The organism is Chelatococcus sp. KU-N122, assembly GCF_055391085.1.
This window is the reverse complement of record NZ_AP043981.1, coordinates 6179001-6203275: the sequence shown is the minus strand read 5'-3', so window position 1 is coordinate 6203275 and position 24275 is coordinate 6179001. Positions and strand designations below refer to the sequence as shown.

At 67.4% G+C, this 24275-nt stretch carries 21 protein-coding genes; 6 read left to right on the top strand and 15 right to left on the bottom strand.

The annotated features are described in order from the left end of the window. The first annotated feature begins 398 nt into the window (after nucleotides 1-398). From ACZ5PO_RS28195 to ACZ5PO_RS28180, 4 genes are all read left to right on the top strand, one after another. Entirely contained in the window at nucleotides 399-1571 is a 1173-nt protein-coding gene (locus ACZ5PO_RS28195) for an acetyl-CoA C-acetyltransferase (RefSeq protein ID WP_464185476.1), read from the top strand. 127 nt (nucleotides 1572-1698) lie between these two features. Continuing rightward, the gene (locus ACZ5PO_RS28190; protein WP_464185474.1) at nucleotides 1699-2694 is read left to right on the top strand and encodes an NADP-dependent oxidoreductase; all 996 of its coding nucleotides are present in this window, start codon (nucleotides 1699-1701) and stop codon (nucleotides 2692-2694) included. 685 nt (nucleotides 2695-3379) lie between these two features. Next, nucleotides 3380-3742 carry an SPW repeat protein gene (locus ACZ5PO_RS28185; RefSeq protein ID WP_464185473.1) on the top strand — a complete coding sequence of 121 codons (363 nt, stop codon included), beginning with the start codon at nucleotides 3380-3382 and terminating at the stop codon, nucleotides 3740-3742. Between the two features lie 69 nt (nucleotides 3743-3811). Further along, nucleotides 3812-4264 carry a hypothetical protein gene (locus ACZ5PO_RS28180; RefSeq protein WP_464185472.1) on the top strand — a complete coding sequence of 151 codons (453 nt, stop codon included), beginning with the start codon at nucleotides 3812-3814 and terminating at the stop codon, nucleotides 4262-4264. Nucleotides 4265-4388: 124 nt separating this feature from the next. On the opposite strand, the gene ACZ5PO_RS28175 is transcribed toward ACZ5PO_RS28180, so the two are convergent. Further along, nucleotides 4389-5045 carry a CoA transferase subunit B gene (locus tag ACZ5PO_RS28175; RefSeq protein WP_464185470.1) on the bottom strand — a complete coding sequence of 219 codons (657 nt, stop codon included), beginning with the start codon at nucleotides 5043-5045 and terminating at the stop codon, nucleotides 4389-4391. 14 nt (nucleotides 5046-5059) lie between these two features. Continuing rightward, entirely contained in the window at nucleotides 5060-5761 is a 702-nt protein-coding gene (locus ACZ5PO_RS28170) for a CoA transferase subunit A (protein ID WP_464185469.1), read from the bottom strand. Nucleotides 5762-6006: 245 nt separating this feature from the next. On the opposite strand from ACZ5PO_RS28170, the gene ACZ5PO_RS28165 reads away from it, so the two are divergent. Further along, the gene (locus ACZ5PO_RS28165) at nucleotides 6007-7827 is read left to right on the top strand and encodes an AsmA family protein (protein ID WP_464185468.1); all 1821 of its coding nucleotides are present in this window, start codon (nucleotides 6007-6009) and stop codon (nucleotides 7825-7827) included. A 926-nt stretch (nucleotides 7828-8753) separates the two neighbouring features. On the opposite strand, the gene ACZ5PO_RS28160 is transcribed toward ACZ5PO_RS28165, so the two are convergent. From ACZ5PO_RS28160 to ACZ5PO_RS28135, 6 genes are all read right to left on the bottom strand, one after another. Then, entirely contained in the window at nucleotides 8754-10304 is a 1551-nt protein-coding gene (locus ACZ5PO_RS28160; protein WP_464185467.1) for a hypothetical protein, read from the bottom strand. A gap of 345 nt (nucleotides 10305-10649) precedes the next feature. Further along, the gene (locus ACZ5PO_RS28155; protein ID WP_464185465.1) at nucleotides 10650-11504 is read right to left on the bottom strand and encodes an ABC transporter permease; all 855 of its coding nucleotides are present in this window, start codon (nucleotides 11502-11504) and stop codon (nucleotides 10650-10652) included. Then, nucleotides 11504-12442, bottom strand: a complete 939-nt coding sequence (locus ACZ5PO_RS28150; RefSeq protein ID WP_464185463.1) for an ABC transporter permease subunit — start codon at nucleotides 12440-12442, stop codon at nucleotides 11504-11506. Before ACZ5PO_RS28150 ends, ACZ5PO_RS28155 begins: the two co-directional genes overlap by 1 nt. A 7-nt stretch (nucleotides 12443-12449) precedes the next feature. Further along, a complete protein-coding gene (locus ACZ5PO_RS28145) occupies nucleotides 12450-13613 on the bottom strand; it encodes an ABC transporter ATP-binding protein (protein WP_464185462.1) in 1164 nt (387 codons plus the stop codon). A gap of 92 nt (nucleotides 13614-13705) precedes the next feature. Further along, nucleotides 13706-15295: a DHA2 family efflux MFS transporter permease subunit gene (locus ACZ5PO_RS28140; protein WP_464197072.1), complete on the bottom strand. Its 1590-nt coding sequence runs from the start codon at nucleotides 15293-15295 to the stop codon at nucleotides 13706-13708. 52 nt (nucleotides 15296-15347) lie between these two features. Beyond that, on the bottom strand, nucleotides 15348-16784 hold the full coding sequence (locus ACZ5PO_RS28135) for an HlyD family secretion protein (RefSeq protein ID WP_464185460.1): 1437 nt from the start codon (nucleotides 16782-16784) through the stop codon (nucleotides 15348-15350). A 134-nt stretch (nucleotides 16785-16918) separates the two neighbouring features. Here ACZ5PO_RS28135 and ACZ5PO_RS28130 point away from each other — a divergent pair, with 134 nt between their 5' ends. Next, nucleotides 16919-17608, top strand: coding sequence for a TetR/AcrR family transcriptional regulator (locus ACZ5PO_RS28130; protein WP_464185459.1), 690 nt, complete (start codon nucleotides 16919-16921; stop codon nucleotides 17606-17608). A gap of 45 nt (nucleotides 17609-17653) precedes the next feature. On the opposite strand, the gene ACZ5PO_RS28125 is transcribed toward ACZ5PO_RS28130, so the two are convergent. The 7 genes from ACZ5PO_RS28125 to ACZ5PO_RS28095 form a co-directional block, all read right to left on the bottom strand. Further along, on the bottom strand, nucleotides 17654-18361 hold the full coding sequence (locus ACZ5PO_RS28125) for a glutathione S-transferase N-terminal domain-containing protein (RefSeq protein WP_464185458.1): 708 nt from the start codon (nucleotides 18359-18361) through the stop codon (nucleotides 17654-17656). Nucleotides 18362-18859: 498 nt separating this feature from the next. Further along, a complete protein-coding gene (gene gatB / locus ACZ5PO_RS28120) occupies nucleotides 18860-20347 on the bottom strand; it encodes an Asp-tRNA(Asn)/Glu-tRNA(Gln) amidotransferase subunit GatB (protein ID WP_464185457.1) in 1488 nt (495 codons plus the stop codon). Between the two features lie 57 nt (nucleotides 20348-20404). After that, nucleotides 20405-20773 carry a 6-pyruvoyl trahydropterin synthase family protein gene (locus ACZ5PO_RS28115; protein ID WP_464185456.1) on the bottom strand — a complete coding sequence of 123 codons (369 nt, stop codon included), beginning with the start codon at nucleotides 20771-20773 and terminating at the stop codon, nucleotides 20405-20407. Beyond that, complete coding sequence (queE, locus tag ACZ5PO_RS28110; RefSeq protein WP_464185454.1) at nucleotides 20773-21405, bottom strand: 7-carboxy-7-deazaguanine synthase; 633 nt, start codon at nucleotides 21403-21405, stop codon at nucleotides 20773-20775. Before queE ends, ACZ5PO_RS28115 begins: the two co-directional genes overlap by 1 nt. 19 nt (nucleotides 21406-21424) lie before the next feature. Further along, nucleotides 21425-22906: an Asp-tRNA(Asn)/Glu-tRNA(Gln) amidotransferase subunit GatA gene (gatA, locus tag ACZ5PO_RS28105; protein WP_464185452.1), complete on the bottom strand. Its 1482-nt coding sequence runs from the start codon at nucleotides 22904-22906 to the stop codon at nucleotides 21425-21427. 66 nt (nucleotides 22907-22972) lie between these two features. Next, nucleotides 22973-23260, bottom strand: a complete 288-nt coding sequence (gene gatC / locus ACZ5PO_RS28100) for an Asp-tRNA(Asn)/Glu-tRNA(Gln) amidotransferase subunit GatC (protein WP_464185449.1) — start codon at nucleotides 23258-23260, stop codon at nucleotides 22973-22975. Between the two features lie 222 nt (nucleotides 23261-23482). Further along, a complete protein-coding gene (locus ACZ5PO_RS28095) occupies nucleotides 23483-24181 on the bottom strand; it encodes a metal-dependent hydrolase (protein ID WP_464185447.1) in 699 nt (232 codons plus the stop codon). Between the last annotated feature and the right edge of the window lie 94 nt (nucleotides 24182-24275).

Below are 24275 nucleotides of genomic sequence, written 5' to 3'. Positions count from 1 at the left end.
TTCCTCCTGCCGGTCGGGCTCCCGCGGATCATGTCCATGGACGCGTCGACCTGGCGCTTCGTAACCCGTCGGATCCGCCGTGAAAACCGCCCGTCCACCTGTCCGGCGGTAGCCGGACGGGCTCATCTTTTCGGCTCCCGGGCCTCGCTTGACAACATTGACCAAACGATCGTTAGAATTTCAAGTGCGCGCGGTGGACAGATGTTGATCGTGGAGCTACACGCGTCGTCAGGGGCCGGCCGAAGCCCGTCGATGCGCATGGGGTTTTGGGGCGACACGCCCGGCCGCGACGATTGGCGCGACCGGTTGATGCAGGCGCCGCAAGCCCGGGCGGCTCAGCGCCGCATCGGATCCAGCACCATCCATTGAGGGCGACAAGGCCCGTTGGGAGTGAAGATATGGCTGAAGCTTACATCGTCGCCGCCGCCCGTACTGCGGGAGGCCGTAAGGGCGGGCGCCTCAAGGACTGGCACCCCACCGACCTCGGCGCCGTCGCCATCGACGCGCTGCTCGACCGCACCGGCATCGATCCGGCCCGCATCGACGACGTGATCTTCGGCTGCGTGTCGCAGGCCGGCGAGCAGTCGGTGAACGTCGCCCGCAACGTCGTCTCGTCCTCGCGTCTGCCGGAGAGCGTGCCGGCGACGTCGGTCGACCGCCAGTGCGGCTCGGCCCAGCAGGCGCTGCACTTCGCCGCCCAGGCGGTGATGTCGGGCACCATGGACGTGGTCGTCGCCGGCGGCGTCGAGAGCATGTCGCGGGTGCCCATGGGCCTGCCGTCGCTGCTGCCGGAGAAGAGCGGCTTCGGCAACTACAAGGGCCTGAGGATGGAGGCTCGTTACCCGGGCATCCAGTTCAGCCAGTTCGCCGGCGCCGAGATGATCGTCAAGAAGCACGGCCTGACCAAGGACCAGCTGGACGAGTTCGGCTACAACTCCCACCAGAAGGCGATCCGCGCCACCCAGGCCGGTGTCTTCAAGGATGAGATCGTGCCGGTCGAGATCACCACGGCGGACGGCACCAAGGAGCAGCACACCGTCGACGAGGGCATTCGCTTCGATGCCAGTCTCGAGGCGATCAAGGGCGTCAAGCTGCTCCAGGAGGGCGGCGCCATCACCGCGGCGACGTCCAGCCAGATCTGCGACGGCTCGGCCGCCATCCTCGTCGTCAACGAGCAGGGCCTCAAGTCGCTCGGGCTGACGCCGATGGCGCGCATCCACCATCTCACCGTCATCGGCGGCGACCCGGTCATCATGCTGGAAACGCCGATCCCGGCGACCCAGCTGGCCTTGAAGAAGGCCGGCATGAAGATCGACGACATCGATCTGTTCGAGGTGAACGAGGCCTTCGCCTCGGTGCCGGTCGCGTGGCTCAAGGAAACCGGCGCCGATCCCGAGCGGCTCAACGTCAACGGCGGCGCCATCGCACTCGGCCATCCGCTCGGCTGCTCCGGCGCCAAACTGATGACTACGCTCCTGCATGCGCTCAAGGCCCGCAACAAGCGCTACGGCCTGCAGACGATGTGCGAAGGCGGCGGCCTTGCCAACGTGACGATCGTCGAGCGGCTTTGAGCCCGCCGTCAACATTCGTCGACAAGCGCTTGTAGTCGCTTGGTGAACTGGCGGCAGCGCTTGGCGCTGCCGTTTTCATTTGTACCGCAGCCGTCGAAGCTGGGGCCGCTACACCGGAGGAAACGCCATGGTCGCCAATCGTCAGATCCAGCTCGTCGAGACGCCCAAGGGCAAGCTCGGCGCCGAGCATTTCCGTCTCGCCGAGGCAGCCGTCCCCGCACCCAAGGATGGCGAGGTGCTGCTGAAAGTCCTGTACGTCGGCCTCGACGCCGCCAATCGCGCCTGGATGCAAGGGGCGACCTATCGCTCCGCAGTGGAGGCCGGCACCGTGATGGCCGGCGGCGCACTGGCCGAGGTGGTCGAGACCAAGGCGCCCGGGTTCGCCGTGGGCGACATCGTCTTCGCCGACACCGGCTGGCAGGAGTATGCCGCGCTTCCTGTCAGCGCGGTGACCCGGCTCGAGCGCGTCGAGCCGCTGACGCATCTGCTCAGCCTCTACGCCATCGCCGGGCCTACGGCCTATTTCGGGCTGCTCAAGGTCGGCCGTCCGGTCGCTGGAGAGACCGTGGTGGTCTCAGCCGCAGCTGGATCGGTCGGTTCGCTCGTGGGCCAGATCGCCAAGATCAAGGGCTGCCACGTGGTCGGCATCGCCGGAGGTGCGGAGAAATGCCGCTGGCTTGTGGACGAACTCGGCTTCGACGGCGCCGTCGACTACAAGGCCGGCGATTTCCACAAGGCGCTCAAGGCGGCGACGCCCAAGGGCATCGACGTCTACTTCGACAACGTGGGCGGCGACGTGCTGGAGGCGGTGCTGTTCCGCATGAACATGCAGGGCCGCATCGCCTGCTGCGGCGCGGTCTCCCAGTACGACACGGGGACGCCCCGCGGCGTGCGCGGTGTTCCCGGCCTCCTCGTCGTCAAGCGCCTGCGCATGGAAGGCTTCGTCGTCATGGATTTCCAGGCTGACGCCGCAGTCGCGGCGGCGGACCTCAAGTCCTGGGTCGCCGCCGGCAAGCTGAAGGTCCAGGAGGATGTGATCGACGGCCTGGAGCACCTGCCGCAGGCGTTGATCGGCCTGCTCGCGGGCGAGAACCGCGGCAAGCGAATGGTCAAGGTGGCCTGACGAGCCGCCCGCCCGCGGGCACTTCCAGCACCGGCATTCCGGCGTCAATCGTGACCATTTCCGAGCCGATCGGGTGATCCCATCCGATCGGCGGACGCGCTGGCGCGCCCGTTTCCGGCCCCGACGGCGACGCCATGCGGGTCCGCAAAGGAGCATATCCCTTCGTCCGCAGTAAAATAGCTGTGACGATGGAACTCGCAGCCCCCCATCCCCGTTGGTGCGTGGGGCGCTTTGAGCCGCGCGTTTTTACGGGCTAGCGCCAGAAGCGGTGATCCATTCCGCCGCACCGCGCAGCGCAGGCGTGTGAGGAGCCCATCGGCCCCGGCCTGTCGCGGCGAGTGCGCAGGGCGTTCACCATGGGAATAGCCAGCGTTCGAGACATCGCCGAATTCTGGAGCCCGGCCGGCGGCGAAGGCCGGCGGGCCGGTGCCTCGGCGCGCGTGACGTCCTGTCCGAGCCCGCGGCGGAGACAAAGCACTGAAGCGAGCGGGTGCGGCCCGCGTCCATCCTGCCAAGACATGGCGCGGACCGACGCGCGTGCACCGAGCGGACGCCGCAATCGCCCATCCATGAAGCCAGCAAGAATGCTCGGCCGGCCGGACGGCCACGATCGTCGTGGGGTCTGGCGGCCGCATGAAGCCCGACGGCCGGGCGGCGTGCCCGATGCCGTCGAGAGGAGGACGCCATGAGCGAATGGACAAATGCCAAGATGTGCGACGTCGCCAATCTGATCCTGGGCGCCGTGCTGTTCTGCTCGCCCTGGGTGTTCACGTTCCCGGCGGGAGTTCCCTCGCAGAACGCCTACATCGCAGGCATCGTGATCGCCGCGCTCTCGGTGGCCGCGCTCGCTGCCTATGCCGTGTGGGAAGAGTGGCTCAACTTGCTCGTGGGCTTGTGGGTGCTCGTCTCCCCCTGGGTCCTGGGCTTCCAGGGTCAGGCCATGACGGTTCACGTCGTGATCGGTGCCTTGGTCACGATCCTCGCCGCGGCGGAAATCTGGATGATGTACCAGCGCCAGCATCCGCCTCATCAGACCGCAGCCCGATGACGACCTAAACGGTTCAGAGGCCCGTACGGATGTCCTGCGACGGGCCTTTGTGTCGCCGAGGAGAGAAAGATGAAGCACACATCACTGGACGAGATCAGGGACGATGTGAATATTGTCGCGTTCAAGCTGGAGACGCAGAAATCCCCATGGGCGATACGGCGGGAGCGCCTGGAACGCTTCGCCGCGGTGCTGGAGGGATACGAAGGCCCTATCAGGCTGCTGTCTCGCGTCGAGTTTGTCCCGCACCAGGAGCGCCTGCGGATGCGGACGGACGATTCACCGCTGACGGTAGCTTATGCCGACCCCGATCTGCGCCGCCGTGGACTGGCGGGTGATCGCTTCGGCGACGCGATCACGTTCTTCAAGCTCAATCCTGGGGAAGCGCACCATCTGCTGTGCGATTGCCACTATTTCGGCAGCGTGACCTCGCAGGTGATCGCCGAGCGCGCCCGCTCGATGGCGCACCGGACGAGCATCGGCGAACTGTGGGCCAAGGCGCGCGCACTCCTGGGCTTCAAGTGAAGTCCCCCTCGGCGGGCCGCGGCGTCTGACGACATCCGCAGCCCGCCGAGCCATCTGCTAAACTCCTCCGCCACCATCGGTCATCCGCCGGGGAAGGGGCAGCCAGCAAGGCTGCGGCAAGCCCCTAGGCGTTCGACAGCGCGACCTGGTAGTCGGCTTCGGTGTTGGCGCGGACGTCGGCCTCGCTGACGCCGTCCGCAAGCTCGATGAGCCGCAGGCCGTCCGGCGCCACGTCGAACACCGCCAGGTCGGTGATGACCATGTCGACGACGCCGGCGCCGGTCAGCGGCAGCGTGCAGGCCTTGAGCAGCTTGGCCTCGGTCGAGCCGTCCTTGGCCTTGGCGGTGTGTTCCATCACCACCACGACCTTCTTGACGCCGGCGACCAGATCCATGGCGCCGCCCATGCCCTTCACCATCTTGCCGGGGATCATCCAATTGGCGAGATCGCCGTTCTGGGCGACCTGCATGGCGCCGAGGATCGACAGGTCGATATGGCCGCCGCGGATCATGGCGAAGCTGTCGGCGCTCGAGAAATAGCTGGTGGTCGGCAGCTCGGTGATCGTCTGCTTGCCCGCGTTGATCAGATCCGGATCCTCCTCGCCCTCGTAGGGAAAGGGGCCCATGCCGAGCATGCCGTTCTCGCTCTGCAGCTGAACGTGCACGCCGTCTGGAATGTAGTTGGACACCAGGGTCGGAATGCCGATGCCGAGATTGACGTAGAAGCCGTCACGCAGCTCTTTGGCGGCGCGGGCGGCCATTTGTTCACGGGTCCAGGGCATGATGCCTCCTCAGGTCACGGGCGAGGACGGGTGGTGCGCTGCTCGATGCGCTTGTCGGGGTTGGGCACGTGCACGATGCGCTGCACGTAGATGCCGGGCGTGACGATGCTGTCCGCCTCGATCTCGCCGGGCTCGACCAGATGCTCGACCTCGGCCACGGTGACGCGACCGGCCGTCGCCATCATCGGATTGAAGTTGCGGGCCGTTTTCCGGTAGATCAGGTTGCCTTCCCTATCGGCCTTCCAGGCATGAACGAGGGACAGGTCGGCCACCAGTCCGCGCTCCATCACATAGGTCTCGCCGTCGAACTCGCGAACATCCTTGCCCTCGGCGATGAGCGTGCCGACACCGGTCTTGGTGTAGAAGGCCGGAATGCCGGCGCCGCCGGCGCGGATGCGCTCCGCCAGGGTACCCTGCGGATTGAACTCCAGCTCCAGCTCGCCGGCCAGATACTGCTGGGCGAACAGCTTGTTCTCGCCCACGTACGAGGAAATCATCTTGCGGATCTGGCGTGTGGCCAGCAGCACGCCGAGCCCGGCCCCGTCGACGCCGGCGTTATTGGAGATGATGGTCAGTCCCTTGACGTCCGAAGCCCTGACGGCGTCGATCAACGTATCGGGTATGCCGCACAGGCCGAACCCGCCGGACATGATCACCATGTCGTCCCTGAGAAGGCCGGCGAGGGCTTCGACTGCGTCCCGATATACCTTCCGCATCAGATTCTCCCATGAATGGAGCGCTCGGCACGATCGCTCATTTTTGCCGCGAACGCCATGACGCAGCGGAGCCCGTGCCGCCATGTTGCGCCGCACAGGAAATGTCGTCATAGCTGGTGCTTGGCCCGGGATAAAGCGGGCCTGACACAGTTCTGACGTTTTGCGCCGCTTGATGCCAGAAGGTGGACGGGCGCCGGCGACGTGATTCGCCCGTGCCTCACGACGCCCCCAACACGCAAGGTCAAATGCGAAGACGCAGTGTTCTATTGATTGCCTTCGCCTGCCTCGCTCTCCTGGGCGTCGGAATGGCGCCTTGGACCCTTGCGAACGATTACGCCAGCCAACGCATCGGCAAGCACGTCAAAGCGCTCACGGGCCTCGACCTGGAGGTCGATGGTCGCACCACCCTCGCCTTCCTGCCGGCGCCGCGCATCAAGATGGAAGAGGTGGCGCTGCACTCCGAGGACGGCCGGGTCCGCCTGCGGACGACCCAGTTCCGCGGAGAAGTGAAGCTGTTGCCGCTGCTGCGCGGCGAGCTCGAGCTGTCCGACGTGACGCTGTTCGAGCCGACCCTGCGCGTGGCGACCGAGTCGCAGCCGTTCGAGGCGTGGGAAGAGTGGCTCAAGCGCCTGACGCGCACCGCCGGAGCCGGCATCGTCGGCCGCTACCCGCATGTGCCGCGGCTCGTCGTCGTCGGCGGGACAGTCCAATTCGAGCGGCCGAACGGTGTCGAGGACCGCCTGAAGGACCTCAACGTCGTCGTCGCCTGGCCGGATCCGGCGAGGGCCATCGGCCTGGCCGGTCAATTCTCCTATGGGGGCCGCTCCGTCGACGTGCTGCTCGCCGGCCTCAACCCCACCGAGCTGAGCGCCAGCCGGGACAGCGACATCAGCCTGAGGGTGAAGGCCGACCGGTTCTCGCTGCTCGGCCGGGGAACGCTCTCCCAAGGCGGCACCCGCTTCGACGGCCAGGTCACGTGCGGCACCGACTCCCTGGCGGATGTCGATCGCTGGATTGGCGTAGGCCTGCCGTTCGCCCAGCTGATCGACGGCTTCTCGGTCTCCGGGGCGGCCACGCTGTCGCCGCGCGGGCTGGCGATCTCGACGGCCACCGTGGCCGTCGGCGACGATCAGATGGAGGGCGCGGTGTCGGCCCGGATCGAGGGCGGACGCATCGCCCTCTCCGGCACGCTGGCCGCCGATGCGCTCGACCTGTCGCGCTTCGCCCGCCCGCTGAAGCCGCGCCTCGACAGCGATGGAGCATGGACGCGCGATCAGATCGAGCGGAGCACCATTCTCGGCGGCGACCTGGATCTGCGGGTCTCCGCGTCTCGCGCGACGCTCGGTCGCTTCACCATGGCAGATCTGGCGACCAGCATCATGCTCCGGAGCGGCCGCTTCGAGATCGCGCTCAGCCGCGCCTCAGCCTATCGTGGCAACGTCAAGGGCCGCTTGATCCTGCAGCCGTCGGAGAACGGCATCGACGCCCGCCTGCAAGGCGTGATGGAGCGCGTCGATCTGGCCTCCGCGCTGGCCGACGGGTTCGACGTACGGCGGATCGCCGGCACGGGCTCGATGCAAATCCTGGCGGATGCCAACGGCGGCTCCATCATGGACTTGGCGCGGTCCCTCAGCGGACGCGGCACCATCACCGTCCGGCAAGGCGAGATCGTCGGCATCGACTTCAGCGAGCTGTTGCGCCGCGCCGAACGGCGGCCGCTGTCGGCGGCCTCCGAGTGGCGCGGGGGCCGAACGCCGTTCGAGCAGGCCGGACTGTCGCTGGCGATCTCCGGCGGCGTCGTCGAGCTGACCGACGCGACCGTGTCGACGGCCAGCATGAAGGCAACGCTCTCGGGCCAGATGTCGGTCGCCGATCGCACCCTCGCCGTGAACGGTACGGTCGCGCCCCAGCCGAACGGCCTCAAGTCCGCCTCGGCCGAGCTGCCCTTCGAATTCTTCGGCAGCTGGGATGATCCGCGCGTCGGCCCGGACGTGAAGGCGCTCATCCGCCGCTCTGGCGCCGCCGCGCCGCTCCTTGCGCCAGCCAGCCAGCAAAAGACGCCGTAGCGCGGGCCGCGGAGCGGCTCCTTGAGGCATGCCCCCGCGCCGCCGCGGCCGAGCTCGGGGTTGTTGCCGCCCATATGGGGTCCTGGATCGAGGCATCCGCACGTCTCGCCGTCACCGGCGAGGACGCGACCTCGCTTTACGTGCCGCCGACGAGGAACGCATTGCCGAGCCTCGCCCGGATTGGCGCGAGGCTTACAGCGATCTCTACCGGCGATCCCGTAGCTCCCGTCGATCCTGGAGCTCGCACCAGATGGCCTGCTCGGGAACGACGCCCGGACAAAGTCGAGGCCAGTAAGCAAGATGATCAGCCGGTATATCCGCCGGCACTATAGTCAAATCAGCTCAGTTATGTAGAGCTTACCCGGCTTCTCGTCCTGAATAACGTATATTTCTTGATCTCCCTCCCCTTTGAAAAAATAAACCGTTCGTTCCGTGAGATAAAATCGCCGTTGAGGCTCCTCGACGAATTTGGCCGTCACGAAGCACGGCTGTGTCGCAAACAGCCGAAAAACTTCCGTCAGCTTATTAAAGGGCTGTTCGTTCCGGCTATCTTCTTGGCAGAATGAGATCGTATGACCTCGAAGAACGCTCAGATATCGAATAAGCTTCTTGTCTCGCTCAGATGAGACCGGGATCATTTCGTCACCGGAACAGCATGCAACGGCAATCGGAAAATGATCCGCTGGCTCCCATCCCCTTATAGCCGGCTTTCGGCCCTGGTCTACCCGCAGTTGCCGGCGGCTTATCCCCACCGCGCTGCGCGCCCGTGTCGCAAGCTGACGTCGACGGACAGAGGCTCGGAGCCGCCTTTGCCACGGGTGAGGCGACGCAGGGACGCGAGCGGCGCCGTCTAGCCGAGGCCCGCGTCTGCACGGCTGCTAACGGCGCCGCGGGGCTCTCGTCCCGGTCCGAGGGGCCGAGCGGCCTTATTCGGCAGCGGTGTTGACCGGCCCCGTGATCGTCTTCGGCGCAGCCAGCTCGTCCTTCTCGGCCGGCGCTTCGTCCGGCACCGACACCGCGGCGGCGTCGTCCGCCGGCACGACGGAGAGGCTGGTCCCGCCCCTCAGGCTGCGGGCGTGGAACAGGTCGCGCCGCAGGTCCTCGATGTTCTGACGCGAGACTTCCAGCGACTTCTCCGCCAGCCGCCGGGCGATGCGCTCCTGCTCGAGCTGGAAGGTCAGCTCGACGACGCGCGAGTCGAAACGCTGCTCGTTGTTGCGGATCTGCGCCCGTGCGTTGGTGAGCTCCTGCGAGACGTCGTTGAGGCGCTGCTGGATGGTGTCGTACTGGCGCTCCTTGGAGTTGAAGTTGGCGACCAGCATGTGGCTGCGCTCGGCGAGCTTGTTGTTGATGTCGTTCGTCTCCTGCCAGCGCGCCTCGGTCTTGTCGCGCTCCTTGCTGAGGTCGGCGACGCGCTTGTCCAGGCCATTGCGCTCGAGCGTAACCTTGAGGAGCTGCCGCTCGGCGGCCGCCAGCGCGTCGATCTTCTGCTTCAGCTCGTCACGGACCTGGCCCAGCAGCTGCTCGGCCACTTGGGCGCGTGAGCCGGTGGCGGCCAGCTTGGCCTCGAGCGACGACGCCTGCGACTGGTAGAATTCGAGCTTCTCGCCGACGTCCCTCACATGGTTCTTGTGGGCCGTATCAACCTGGGCGGCGCTGTTCTCCAGCTCCGCGATGCGCGCAATGGCGGCCTTGTGGGCGTTGTCGGAGTCCGACAGCTCGCGCTCCCGCTTGGCCAGCCTGCGGCCGCCGTCGTCAAGCGCAGCCTTCAGGTTCTCCAGCTCCTCGCTCAGCAACGAGACCTGCTGCGTCTCCTTGCGCAGGTCGGTCTCCATCTGCGCAAGGGCGTTCTGGCTGGCCTCGAAGCGATCGCGGTACGACGCCACCTCATCGGCCAGCTGCTCCTTTGCCGAGTGCTCCTGGGCCAGCTGCAGCTCAAGATCCGCCAGCTTGGCCTCACGCAACGTCGCGGACTCGTTGGCACCCGACAGGTCGGATTCCAACGTCCGCACATTCAGCTGATGGCGCTCGACGGTGTCTTCCAAGTGCAGCCGGTGCTGGTGGGCCGTCTGGAGGTCTTCCTGCGCCTTGGCGACGTCGCGCAGGAGGTCGGCGCGATGGGTGCGCTCGGCCTTGAGCTCCTTGCTGATCGCGGCATGCTCGATGCGCGTCCGCTCGAAATCGTCGAGGATGGAGCCGATCGCCTGCTGCAGCTCCGACGCCGAGCCCTTGAGTTGCGTGAGAAAGCCCAGGCTCTGCGAGAAGTCGGCCAGCTGCGAGCGGACTGCCTCGTGGGTGGCGTCGGGCGGCGGCGGCGCGGGACGGACGGCTTCGACTTCGGTTTCGGCCTGGGTTTCGACCTGCACCTCGCTGCCGGGCTCACGCTGCTGCGGAAGCCGCAACCGCTCCTTCGGCGGGGTGGTCACCGTTTGCTGCGGAAAGGTCCGCTTGTTCAGGAGCTGTCCAATGCCGATCATCGCTCGCCTACCCTCAGCAGCAGCAAAATGACTATTTTGAAGGCTATTTGTCCTAGTTGCGAACTTTAATCGTACGCCGCCCGAACATTCAACCCCGGCCGGGACGTTCAGCCGGCTCTCCGCCACGCGGCGGGATAGATGCCGACGCCATTTTTTCCTAACCCGGCGCAGGTCGAATGCACGCCGCCGTTGCCGGGCCCGGATGTTTCGCACTGTCGCGAGGCACTTGTGCCGGGCGCCCGTCGCCAAAGTCGCCGTTAACCTTACAGCAAGGTTTATATCATCGTCGCGCGCAAGCTCCGAGTCGGGCCAGGGGCGCGAGCCGTCCCGTCCGGCGTGTCTCGGTCAGGGTGTTTCGCGCACGGTTCGTCGCGCCCCGTGGCGTGCGGGCGCCTGCGTCTCGCTCCCGTCGTCCGCGCCGCTTCTGGCCGCGCGCCGCGTCAAGGCGAACGAAAGACCCAGGCCGACGGCGACGAACGCGATGAGGATGGTGCAGGCGGCGTTGATCTCGGGCGTCACGCCCAGCCGCACCTGGCTGTAGATGCGCATCGGCAGCGTCGTTGCGCCGGGTCCGGTGGTGAAGCTCGCGATGACCAGGTCGTCGAGCGACAGCGTGAAGGCGAGCAGGAAGGCCGCAGCCACGGCCGGTGCGATCAGCGGCAGCGTGACGGTGAAGAACGTCTTGGCCGGCGGACAGCCGAGATCCATCGCGGCCTCCTCCAGCGACCGGTCGAAGCTCGCCAGCCGCGCCTGGATGATCACGGTGGCGAAGCACAGGGTCAGCGTCGTATGGGCGATGACCACGGTCCAGAGGCCGCGGTCCACGCCCACCGACACGAACAGCAGCAGCAGGGCCAGCCCGACGATGACCTCGGGCATGACCAGGGGCGCGTAGATCAGCCCGGTGAAGAGCGACCGGCCACCGAAGCGGCCATGCCGGACCAGCGCCAGGGCGGCCAACGTGCCGAGCACCGTCGCCATCGTCGCCGACAAGGCGGCGATCTTGAGGCTGGTCCAGGCGGCCTCCATCAACGGTGCGTTGGCAAGCAGCGCCGCGTACCACTTGACCGAGAAACCGCCCCAGACCGTCACCAGGCGCGAGGCGTTGAACGAATAGATCACCAGCACCACGATGGGCAGGTAGAGAAAGCCCAGGCCGAGGATCAGCACCGTGCTGCGAAAGGCGCTGCCGCGGCGCATCAGCGGCCTCCCGTGAGCCCGCCCGCCCCCGATGCGGACCGGCGCGCCTCCAGCTCACGGAAGACGACGATCGGTCCGACCAGGAGCACGAGCAGCACCACCGCAACCGCCGAGGCCAGCGGCCAGTCGCGGTTGCCGAAGAACTCGCTCCACAGCGTCCGGCCGATCATCAGCGTCTCGGACCCGCCGAGCAGATCGGGAATGACGAATTCGCCGACCATCGGGATGAAGCAGAGCAGCGCCCCGGCAACGATGCCGGGCCACGATAGCGGCACGGTGATGGCCCAGAACGCCTTCGTCGGCGCCGCGCCCAGATCCTGGGCTGCCTCGAGCAGGGTTCCGTCGAGCTTCTCCAGCGTGGCGTAGAGCGGCAGCACCATGAACGGCAGGTATGAATAGACCAGCCCGATCAGGATCGCCCTCTCGGTGTTGAGGATCTCGAGCGGCGCATCGATGATGCCGACCTTCATCAGGCCCGCGTTGAGAAGGCCCTCGGGCTTCAGGATGCCGATCCATGCGTAGACGCGGATGAGGAAGCTCGTCCAGAACGGCAGCACGACGAGCATGACGACGATCTCGCGCCAGCGCTTCGCCAGGCGCGCGGCGGCGTACGCCATGGGATAGCCGAGCACGAGCAGGATGAGCGTGGCCGTGGCCGCCAGCCGCACCGACGACAGCGCCGACTGCCAGTAGAGGCTGTCGTCGAGCAGCATGCGGAAGTTGTCGAAGCTCAGCGCCCGTGCCGCCGTCAGGACGCCGTCGAGCCCCGCCGACCAGTCGATCACGGGCCGGTAGGGCGGCTGCGCCGTCGCCACCTCCGAGAGGCTGATGCGCAGCACCAGGAGGCACGGCAGCGCGAAGAACACGATCAGCCAGGCAAACGGCCAGAAGCGTACCAGCGCCCGCCCGGACCAACGTGTGCCCTGCTTCGCCACCATCGCGGCGCTACCGGCTCAGGATCACGGCTGCGTCGGGCGCGAAGACCGCATGGACCGTCTCCTCCCAGGTCAGCGGCTGCTCGACGAAGCGCGCGACATTGGCTTGCGAGGCGCGCAGGAGGTGGCCGCTGGCGAGCTTGATCACGTAGGTCGTCCAATCGCCGAGGTAGCCGATGTCCCACACCTCGCCGGTGATCGCATTGGACGTGCCGGGCGGAGGCCGGCCCCGGCCGAGCCGCATCTTCTCGGGGCGGATCGCGACCGCCACAGCCTGCCCACGCGTCATGGCCTCGGTCGAGACGACGCTCAGGGACGCGTCGGCTGCCGGGCAGGATACGGTGCAGAGGTCGCCCCGGCGGTCCGTGACTTTCCCCTCGAGCAGGTTCACGTCACCGATGAACTGGGCGACGTAGCGGCTGGCGGGCTGTTCGTAGATGACGTTGGGCGGGTCGAGCTGCGCGATCCGGCCGTGCTCCATCACGGCGATGCGGTCGGCCATGGCCATGGCCTCCTCCTGATCGTGCGTCACCACCAGGAAGGTGGTGCCGAGCGTCATCTGGATGTCCATCAGCTCGAACTGCGTGGCCTCGCGCAGCTTCTTGTCGAGAGCGGCCAACGGCTCGTCAAGCAGCAGCACCCTGGGACGCTTGGCCAGCGCCCGCGCCAGAGCGACGCGCTGGCGCTGCCCGCCCGAGAGCTGGTCGGGACGCCGTTTAGCGAGCCCGGTGAGCTGCACCAGGCGCAGCATGTCGTCGACGCGCGCCCGGATCTCGTCCCGGGGCAGCCTCTCCTGGCGCAGTCCGAAGCCGATGTTGCCTTCCACGCTCATGTGCGGGAACAGGGCATAGGACTGGAACATCATGTTCACCGGCCGCAGATGCGGCGGTGTCGCCGCCTGATCGACGCCGGCGAGCAGGATGCGGCCCTCGTCCGGGGTCTCGAACCCCGCCAGCAGACGCATCAGGGTGGTCTTGCCGCAGCCGGACGGGCCGAGCAGGCAGAAGAACTCGCGCTCGTAGATCGACAGCGAAAGCGCATCGACGGCGGTGGTGGCGCCATAGCGCTTGGTGACGCCGTCGAACCGGATCAACGGTTGGGCGTTGGGGTCCGACCACGGCGCGAAGTTGCGGCGCACCGCCCCCACGGCCACGTGTTCGTTCCTCGTCGCCATCGCCTACCCCCGGACGGGGGCACACCTACAGCACGTTCGCGCGGTCAGGAAAGCGGTTTCATGAGGGGTGCGACCGCAGTTCCGCCTTTGTCTCAGTGCGCGTCGGCGGGGCCTGCACCGGGCTGAGGGCGGCGCATGATCGGCGAGAAGAGGACGAGCGACGCGAAGAGGAAGGTGAGCACGAAGAAGACGTCGGCGAAGGCCATCACCGTTGCCTGCTGGCGGACCATCAGCGCCACCTGCTTGAGCGCCGCATTGTCCGCGTCGCTGCCCAGGGTCCCCATGGCCTGCGCCAGCGTGTCGAGGGTTTCGACGACGACATTGCGGTCCCAGCTGGCCCGCTCGATCAGGCGGCTGAGGTGCAGATCGAGGCGGGCATTGAGCAGCGTGTTGATGAGGGCCAAGCCGACGGCGCCGCCGAGGTTGCGGGTGAGATTGAACAGCCCCGAGGCGTTCTTGAGCTGCTGCGGGGGCAACGTGCCGAGCGCGATGTTGTTGATCGGGATCATGCAGGTCATCAGCGACACCCCGCGCAGGACCTGCGGCACGAACAGCTCCCAGAAGTCCCAGTCCTTGGTGATCCACGTGACCTGCCAAGTCCCCAGCGCGAAGCCGGCAAAGCCGACCGCCAGCATCAGGCGGGGATCGACCTTGGCGGACAGCCGCCCGGCGATGGGCGCCGTGATGAACATGAAGGCGCCGGTGACGAACATGGTCTCGCCGATCTGCAAGGCCGAGTAGCCGCGGATGCGGGCGAGATAGACCGGATAGAGATAGGTCAGCCCGTAGAGGCCGATGCCCATGACGAAGCTGAAGGCGCAGCCGGCCGCGAAGTTGCGGTTGGTGAAGGCCTTGAGATCGACGACCGGCTCCGCCCGGTTGAGCGCGCGCCAGAAGAAGGCGACAGCCGCCACCACGCTCACGACGGCGAAGATGGCGATGTACTCGTCGTCGAACCAGTCCTTGGTCGGCCCCTCCTCCAGCACGAATTCGAGACTGCCCAGGAAGGCCGCCATGGCGGCGAGGCCCAGCCAGTCGAAGCGCTTGAGCAGGGCGAAATGCGGTTCGTCGAAATCGACCAGCGTGACCGTGGCGATGGTCACGAAGATGCCGGGCACGATGTTGACGAGGAACAGCCAGTGCCAGGAGAACAGATCGGTCAGGTAGCCGCCGACGGTCGGGCCGATGGTGGGCGCGAGCGTCGCCACCAGCCCGATGATGGGCGACACGACCGGCCGCTTCTCCGGAGGGAAGACGAGGTAGGCGGAGGCGAACACCGTCGGGATCATGCCGCCGCCGATGAAGCCCTGCAGGGCCCGGTAGACGATCATCTGCTCGATCGAGGTGGCCGTCGCGCACATGAAGCTCATGATCGTGAAGCCGGCCGCGGAGATCGAGAAGATCACGCGCGTCGACAGCGCCCGGGAGAGGAAGCCCGAGAGCGGGATCATGATCACTTCGGCAATGAGATAGCTGGTCTGGACCCAGGAGATCTCGTCGGCGCTGGCGGCGAGCCCAGCCTGAATTTCGGCCAGCGACGCCGACACGATCTGGATGTCCAGGATGGCCATGAACATCCCGAACACCATGCACAGGAACGCGAAGAACTTGCGCCCGTCGAGCTTGGTGTTCGCCGGCGACGCGCCGGCCGGCGGCAGCGCCCGGGCGCCGGCCGTCGCCACCGCACTCATGCGCGGCCTCGGAGCGCCGTCGACGGGGTGGCGCGGCGGCGGCTCATCGTGAAGCCACCGGCGCCTTCTTCCGCTCGGGCGCCGGCGGCGCCACCGACGGCTGCGGGCGCTCGGGTGCCGCGGCGTGGTCCCGTCCGGAAGGCTTGAGCTGATCCCTGGGCTCGTTTTTGGCCGGCTCGCTTTTGGCCAGCCGGTTCGCGGGCGCGGTGTCGCCGTCCTTGATCGACACCGTCGCCACCACCGACATGCCCGGCCGCAGCACATGCTCGGCCGTCACCTCCGGACTGAGCCGGAGCCGCACCGGCACGCGCTGCACGATCTTGGTGAAGTTGCCCGTGGCGTTGTCGGGCGGCAGCAGGCTGAACAGGGCACCCGACGCCGGCGACACGCTCTCGACCACCGCGGCGAACCGACGGCCGGGGAAGGCGTCGATGGTGATGTCCACGGGCTGGCCGGCCTTGAGCCGGGCGAGCTGCGTCTCCTTGAAATTGGCGTCGACGTAGACGTCGTCGAGCGGCACCAGCGCCGCGAGCCGCGCTCCGGGTTGCACGAACTGGCCCACCTGCACGGCCTTGTTGCCGATGGTCCCGTCGATCGGCGCCCTGACCTCGGTGAAGGACAGGTCCCGCTCCGCCTTGGCCACCGCCGTCTTCAGCTCGGCCAGGAGGCGCTCGGCCTCCACGCGTTGCGCGTTGAGGACGGCGACGTTGGCCTTCGCCGCAGCCAGACCGGCCTGCGCGCCCTTCACGGCCGCATCGGCGCGCGCCCGGTCGGCCCGCGCCGTCTCGAGCTTCTGCTGGCTGGCATAGTCGCGCTGCGCCAGCTGGTTCTGCCGGTCGAGCTCGGCCGTGGTCCGCACCAGATCGGCCTGATTGGCCGGGATCTGCGCCTGGGCCTGGTCGACGCTCGCCTGGGCTGCCTTGGTCTGCTCGGCGATGCGGGCCACCGTGGCCTGCTGGGTCGCCACCTTGTCGCGCGTGGACTGCACGGCCAGCGCATAGTCGCCGTCGTCGATCTTGGCGATCAGGTCGCCCGCCTTGACGCCCTGGTTGTTGTCGACTGGGACGGCGGTGACGTAGCCGGAGACCTTCGACGCCAGGATCGTCATGTCGGCGCGCACGTAGGCGTCGTCCGTGGAGACCAGGAAGCGTCCGACGGTCCACCATTGGTAGCCGAAATACCCACCGGCGCTCAGCAGCACCAGCATCACGCCGAGGAAGATGAAGCGCTTGCGGCCGCGCTTGCGTGCCGGAGCCGGCGCATCGGGGGTCGCGGGCGGAGCGGAGCGCGGCGTGTCCACCGGGCTCGGTGGGATCCGCGCCGGCGCGGCCGGCGCCGGCCCTCGCGCAGCGGGATCCGGGACGGGCACCAGGACGGCGGCGCGGGGCAAGCTCATCGCGGCCGCGGATGCACCCAGTTCGTCGCCGGGCCCCGCCGCGGCGCCGCCCGGCTCCGCTTCGACGCTCTCTCGCCTATCCATGCGCACTCACCCCGGCACTGCTCTGCTGCTCGCTCACGTCTAGATTGACCGAACCGTTCAGTCAATATATAGGCCATGCGAGCTTGACATGGGCGCGTGCGCAAGCGTGAGTACGGTGCCTGTAGTCATAACCGATGATGGATCGCTGCGTGGACGTGGAAACGACGAACAGCAAGCCGGCCCGTGGGGCGGCGGCCGTCGAGGCGGACGAGGCGCCGCAGGTATCCAAGCGCCTGCAGATCCTGGCGGGCGCGCGGCGGATCTTCCGGTCCCGCGGCTTCGACGGCGCCAGCATGGGCGACATCGCCAAGGCGGCAGGCGTGTCCAAGGGAACGCTGTACGTCTATTTCGCCAGCAAGGAGGATCTGTTCCGGGATCTCGTGCTGGAAGACCGGCGGCAGGCGGCCGAGCAGATCGTGTCGCTGGTGATCGACGATCCGGACGTGCGCGGCGTGCTGCGCAGCTACGGACGCAGCATCGTCAACATGCTGGTGCAGCCCGACCACATTTCGATGGTGCGCATGGTCATGGCCGCCGCCGAGAAGTTTCCACAGGTCGGCCGCGTCTTCTACGAGGCGGGGCCCGGTTACGGCGTCAACCGGTTGGCGGCGTACATCACGGCCCAGGCAGGAGCGGGCCGCCTGCGGACGCCGGACCCAGTACTGGCTGCCTACCATTTCCTGGAGTTGTGCCAGGGCAGCATTCTCAAGCCGCTGTTCTTCGGCCTCACGGCCCAACCGACACCGCAGGCGATCGACTACACGGTCGACGCGGCGGTCGATGTGTTCCTGGCCGCATATGGGCCTGCGGGTGATGTCCTCTGATACGCTTCGTCAGGCTGGGGGCCGTCCGCGCCAGCCGCTGCGCGTTCAGCGAGCGCCCTGCCCGAACAGCACCTTGCGGGCTTCCTGATCCTTCATGATGTCGAGCTTCTGCCGGTCCTCGGCATTGACGGCCAGCCCGCGCTGCACTGCCGGCCGCGCCTTGATCGCCTCGAGCCAGCGTCGCATGTGCGGGAAATCGTTGATGTCCTGGCCCTGCCGCTCCCACAGCTTGGCCCAGCCGAAGGTGGCCATGTCGGCGATGGAGTAGTCGTCGGCGAGGAATTCGTGATCGGCCAGGCGCCTGTCCAGCACGCTGTAGAGCCGGTGCACCTCGTTGGTATAGCGCTCGACGGCGTAGGGGATCCGCTCCGGCGCATAGATGCGGAAGTGGTGGGCCTGGCCCGCCATGGGGCCGAGGCCGCCGACCTGCCAGAACAGCCATTCGTCGACGGCGACGCGACGGCGCTCGTCGGTCGGGTAGAACTGGCCCGTCTTGCGGCCGAGATACTGCAGGATGGCGCCGGACTCGAACACCGAGATCGGCCGCCCGTCGGGCCCTTCCGGGTCGACGATGGCCGGCATGCGGTTGTTGGGCGAGATGGCCAGGAACTCGGGCTTGAACTGGTCACCCTTGCCGATGTTCACCGGGTGGACCACATAGGGGAGCTCGCACTCCTCAAGCATGATCGATACCTTCCACCCATTGGGTGTAGGCCAGTAATAGAGCTCGATCGGCTTGCCTTGTTTGACCATTGTTGTCTCCTGCCGGCGTTTCCGCGCGGATCGTAGGTAGCGGTTTTCGCCGGGCAAAGTGCGTTAGCGCACATGAGCGTACCACTGAGCGGAGCGCATGCTCCGCTCGTTGCGCGCGAGCCGCCTATGCTTGAGAGATCGTCGTCGGACCGCGTCCGCCGGCACATGCGCAAGTCATGCCAGACATGCACGCTTGCGTCTGGACCGCGTGCGCGGGTTCCTCGGTCGGTCCGGCCCGGCGCCGCGGCTCCATGGCGGCGGGTAACAGGCTTCTCGAACGCCCATCGCATATGGGGAGGCGGTCGCCAGCCTGCACGTGCTCTGGCACACGCCGGCCCGGAGCGCCTCCCGACGGGCGCCCCCGCCGGTCCGGACAAGACCACCGAATTCAAGAGCTTGGAGCTGCGTGTTGCCTCTCCGACGAGCGCGCTCCATCGGCGTATGCCTTCGCGAACCGCGAATCCACTCCGCGCGCCAGCCATGGAACGGCCATCCGGATCAGATCCCGAGCTTGGCCTTCAGGATTTCGTTGACGGCCTGCGGATTGGCCTTGCCGCCGCTCGCCTTCATCACCTGCCCCACGAACCAGCCGATCAGGGTCGGCTTGGCCTTGGCCTGCTCCACCTTGTCCGGATTGGCCGCGATGATCTCGTCGACGACCTTTTCGATGGCGCCGGTGTCAGTGACCTGCTTCAGCCCACGCGCCTCGACAATGGCCCGCGGATCGCCCGACTTCTCCTCGGCGACGATGATGGCGAGCACGTCCTTGGCGATCTTGCCGGAGATGATGCCCTCGCCGATGAGGTCGACGATGCTTGCGATCTGGGCCGGCGTGACGTGCGTTTGGGCGACCGGCAGCCCCACCGAATTGGCGTAGGCCGAGACATCGCCCATGATCCAGTTGGCGACGGCCTTGGCGTCGCGCGGCGTGTTGCCGTGGCCGGCGGTCGCCTCGAAGAAATCGGCAGTGTCCTTGTCCGCGACCAGCAGGCCGGCATCGTACGCCGCCAGCCCGTACTGGGCCATGAAACGGGCCTTCTTCTCATCGGGCAGCTCCGGCAGGTGCCGGGCCAGATCGTCGACGAGGGCCTGCTCGAGGACCAGTGGCAGCAGGTCGGGGTCGGGGAAGTAGCGGTAGTCGTGCGCCTCTTCCTTGGAGCGCATCGACCGCGTCTCGCCTTTGCCGGCGTCGAACAAGCGCGTCTCCTGGGCGATCGCGCCGCCGTCCTCCAGGATGCCGATCTGCCGGCGCGCTTCGTAGTCGATCGCCTGGCCGATGAAGCGGATCGAATTGACGTTCTTGATCTCGCAGCGGGTGCCCAGCGGGTCCCCCGGCTTGCGCACGGAGACGTTGACGTCGGCGCGCAGCGAGCCCTTCTCCATGTCGCCGTCGCAGGTGCCGAGGTAGCGCAGGATGGTGCGCAGCTTGCTGACATAGGCGCGCGCCTCGTCCGACGAGCGCAGGTCCGGCTTGGAGACGATCTCCATCAGCGCCACGCCCGAGCGGTTGATGTCGACGAAGCTCATGGTCGCGTGCTGATCGTGCAGCATCTTGCCGGCATCCTGCTCCAGGTGGAGCCGCTCGATGCCGACGGTGACCTGCGCGCCCTCGGCCAGGTCGACGACGACCTGCCCCTCGCCGACGATCGGATGCTTGTACTGGCTGATCTGATAGCCCTGCGGCAGGTCGGGATAGAAGTAGTTCTTGCGGTCGAACACCGAGGCGAGGTTGATCTGCGCCTTGAGGCCGAGGCCGGTGCGGATCGCCTGCTTGACGCACTCGTCGTTGATCACCGGCAGCATGCCCGGCATCGCCGCGTCGACCAGCGAGACGTGGTCGTTCGGGTCGCCGCCGAACTCGGTCGAGGCGCCGGAGAACAGCTTCGACTGCGAGGTGACCTGGGCATGGATCTCCATGCCGATCACCACCTCCCAGTCGCCGGTGGCGCCCTTGATCAGCTTGGCGGAGCGCATGGGTGCATTCATCGTCGCGGTCCTCGTCGGCTTCGCCCGGAAGCCGCATCTCTCATGGGTCGGCGCAGCTTACGCCCGTTCGCCGAAATAGGTGCACTTCTCGCCGTTGGAATCCCGGAACACGGTGACGTGCGCCAGGCCGGGGCAGACCGGCTCCACCTTGCGCCAGATCCACAGGGCCAGGTTTTCCATGGTGGCCGGCCCCAGGTCCGGCACCTCGTCGAGAAAATGGTGATCGAGCCCGTCGCGCGCCGCCGCCAGCGCCCGCTCGAACAGCCCGAGGTCGATCAGCATGCCGGTCACCGGATCGGGGACGCCGCGCACGGTCACCTCGGCCCGGTAGGAATGGCCATGGATGCGCCGGCTCCCTTCGGCGTCCACCTCGCGCCGGAGCGTATGCGCCGCCTCGAAGCGGAACTGCTTGGAGAGCTCGAACATCAAGGAATACCGATCACCTTGTGGGTCTGGACGCTCAGCCGCCAGCGCGGATTGGCCAGGCAATAGGCTATCGCCGCGGCCGTGTTGGCGGCCTTTTCCGCTCCATCCATCGGTTGCAGATAGAAGTGAGCGAAATCAAGTCCGGCCACGGTCTCGGGCGGCAGCTCCGGCTGCGGATAGACGAGCTTGAGCTCGTCGCCGCGGCGCACCACCAGCGGCGCGCCGGCCTTGGGGCTGACGCAGATCCAGTCGAGGCCGGCCGGCGGCTCGACCGTGCCATTGGTCTCCACGGCGCAGGTGAAGCCGCGTTCGTGCACGGCGTCGAGCAATCGCTCGTCCAGCTGGAGCAGCGGCTCGCCGCCGGTGAAGACGATGAAGCGGCGCTCCAGGCCGCCGTCCCAGGCGGTCTCGATGGCGTCGGCGAGATCGTCGGCGGATGCGAAGCGACCGCCACCCTCCCCGTCCAAGCCCACGAAATCGGTATCGCAGAACTGGCAGACGGCCTTGCCGCGATCCTCCTCGCGGCCGCTCCACAGGTTGCAGCCGGCGAAGCGGCAGAACACCGCGGCCCGGCCGGTCTGGGCGCCCTCGCCCTGCAAGGTCTTGAAGATCTCCTTCACCGCATAGGCCATGACAGCCTCCCGGATGGCGTCAACGCCACCACTGCGACGGCGGAGCGAACAGGCCTGCGGCGTCCTCGATCACCTGCCCGGCGGCGAACAGGGTCTCCTCGTCGAAAGGCTTGCCGATCAGCTGCAGGCCGAGCGGCAGGTCCTGGCCGTCGCGCCCGGCCGGCACGGCGATGCCGGGAAGCCCCGCCATGTTCACGGTAACCGTGAAGATGTCGTTCAGGTACATCTCCACGGGATCGGCTGCCCCCTTCTCGCCGAGCGCGAAGGCGGCCGACGGCGTCGCCGGCGTCAGGATGGCATCGACGCCCTGCGCATAGACCGCGTCGAAATCGCGCTTGATCAGCGAGCGCAGCTTCTGCGCCCTCAGATAATAGGCGTCGTAGTAGCCGGCGGACAGCACGTAGGTGCCGATCATGATGCGGCGCTTGACCTCACGGCCGAAGCCGGCGGCACGTGTGTTCTCGTACATCTCGACGATGTCGCGCCCGGGCACGCGCAGGCCGTAGCGCACGCCGTCGTAGCGCGCCAGGTTCGACGACGCCTCCGCCGGGGCGACGATGTAATAGGCCGGCAGCGCGTACTTGGTATGCGGCAGCGAGACCTCGACGATGTTGGCGCCGGCCGCCTTGAGCCAGCCCGCTCCGCGCTGCCAGAGGTCTTCGATCTCCGCCGACATGCCGGGGACGCGGTACTCCTGCGGGATGCCGATGGTGAGCCCGGCCACGCCCCGGCCGACGGCCGCCTCGAAATTCGGCACCGGCAGGTCGACGGAGGTCGTGTCCTTGCGATCGAGCCCGGCCATGGACGACAGCAGGATGGCGCTGTCGCGCACGGTGCGGGCGATCGGCCCGGCCTGGTCCAGCGACGAGGCGAAGGCGACGATGCCCCAGCGCGAGCAGCGGCCGTAGGTGGGCTTGATGCCGACCGTGCCGGTGAACGCCGCCGGCTGGCGAATGGAGCCGCCGGTGTCGGTCGCCGTGGCGCCCAGGCAGAGGCGCGCGGCCACGGCTGCGGCGGAGCCGCCCGAGGAGCCGCCGGGCACCAGCGGTGCATCCGAGCCGTCGCGGCGCCACGGCGAGATCACCGGCCCGAAGGCCGAGGTCTCGTTCGACGAGCCCATGGCGAACTCGTCGTTGTTGAGCTTGCCGAGCATGACCGCACCGTCCGCCCAGAGCTGGCTGGTGACGGTCGATTCGTAGGCCGGCACGAAATCGGCCAGGATTCGGCTACACGCCGTGGTGCGGACACCTTCGGTGCAGAACAGATCCTTGACGCCCAGCGGGATGCCTTCGAGCGGCCGCGCCCCGCCCTTCGCCAGCCGGGCGTCAGCCGCCTCGGCCATGGCCAAGGCCCGCTCCGGCGTCTCCAGCACATAGGCGTTGAGCCCCCGCGCCTGCTCCATCGCCTCCAGGTACGCCCTGGTCAGCTCGACGGAGGAAAAACGCCTGGCGCGAAGCCCTTCGCGCGCCTGCGCCAAGGTGAGATCAGTCAGCTCGGACATCGATGTCTTTCGTCGCACGTCACGGTTGCGGGCCCGGTGTCCGCCGCGCGGCGGACAGTCGATGGCCTATTCGACCACCTTGGGCACGAGGAAGAAGCCGTCCTCGCTGATCGGCGCGTTGGCCACCACCTTCTCGGGGTAGCCTCCGTCCGTCACTTCGTCGGCGCGCCGACGCATGACCATCGGCGACACCGACGTCATCGGCGCGACGGAGGCGACGTCCACCTGGCCCAACTGCTCGACGAAGGCGAGGATGGCATTGATCTCACCGGCCAGATGAGGGACGTCGTCCTCGGTCACGGCAATGCGCGCCAGATGCGCGATACGTCGAACGGTGGTCGCATCGACGGACATGCCGCCTCCGGTGCTAGGGCCTGTAGCCTGTCGGGATTTGGGGTGGGCGCCTCATAGCACCCGCCCCTTCCACACCGCAAGCAAGTGGTGCGCGTGGCACAGTCCCGGAGCGCTTCGCCATCGGTTGGAGCCACCCGATCGCAGAAAGCGCTCCGGATTCAAAAGGCACGAGCATGTCCGTGCAATCGGATGACCTCATCCAATTGCGACATGCTCCGGCCTTCAGGGCGCGAACGCCTCGTTCTTCTGCGGCACGATGACCTTGGAGCTGGCACCCTGCAAGGCGGCCGTGAACTTGGTCGCGTCCGGATCGATGATCGGGAACGTGCCATAGTGGCAGGGCACCACGGTCTTGACCGGCAGGAACTTCCTGATGGCGTAGGCCGCGCTCTCAGCCCCCATGGTGAAGCGGTCGCCGATCGGGACGAAGGCGACGTCGGGCTTGTAGAGCTCGTTGATGAGCGCCATGTCGCTGAACACGTCTGTGTCGCCCATGGCATAGACCGTGGGCTCGCCGTCCGCCCGCACCACGATGCCGTTGGGGCTGCCGAGCGGGAAGTTCACGCCCACCTCGATCAGGCCGGCCGAATGGTCGGCCCGCACCAGCGTCACGCGGAAGCCGCCGGCGTCGATGGTGCCGCCGGTGTTCATCGGATTGAAGTTCTTGAGCCCCTGCGACGCAAGGTACATGCACAGGTCGTAGTTGGTGATGACGGTCGCGCCCGTCTTGTCGGCGATGTCGACGGCGTCGCCGATATGATCTCCGTGGCCGTGGGTGATGAGGACATGGGAAATCCCGTCGATGGCTTCGTCCTTGTTGCCATCGAAAGCCGGATTGCCCGTGAAGAACGGGTCGACCAGCACCGAACGTCCCGCAAAATCCAGCCGGAAAGCGGAATGACCGTACCACGTGATCTGCATCGAGTTCTCCCAGAAAACCCCGCTCTCGCGGCCGCGGCAGCGGAGGGGTTGACGAAACCCGGGCGAGCTTTACGGCAAGGCGTCCCCACGGTCA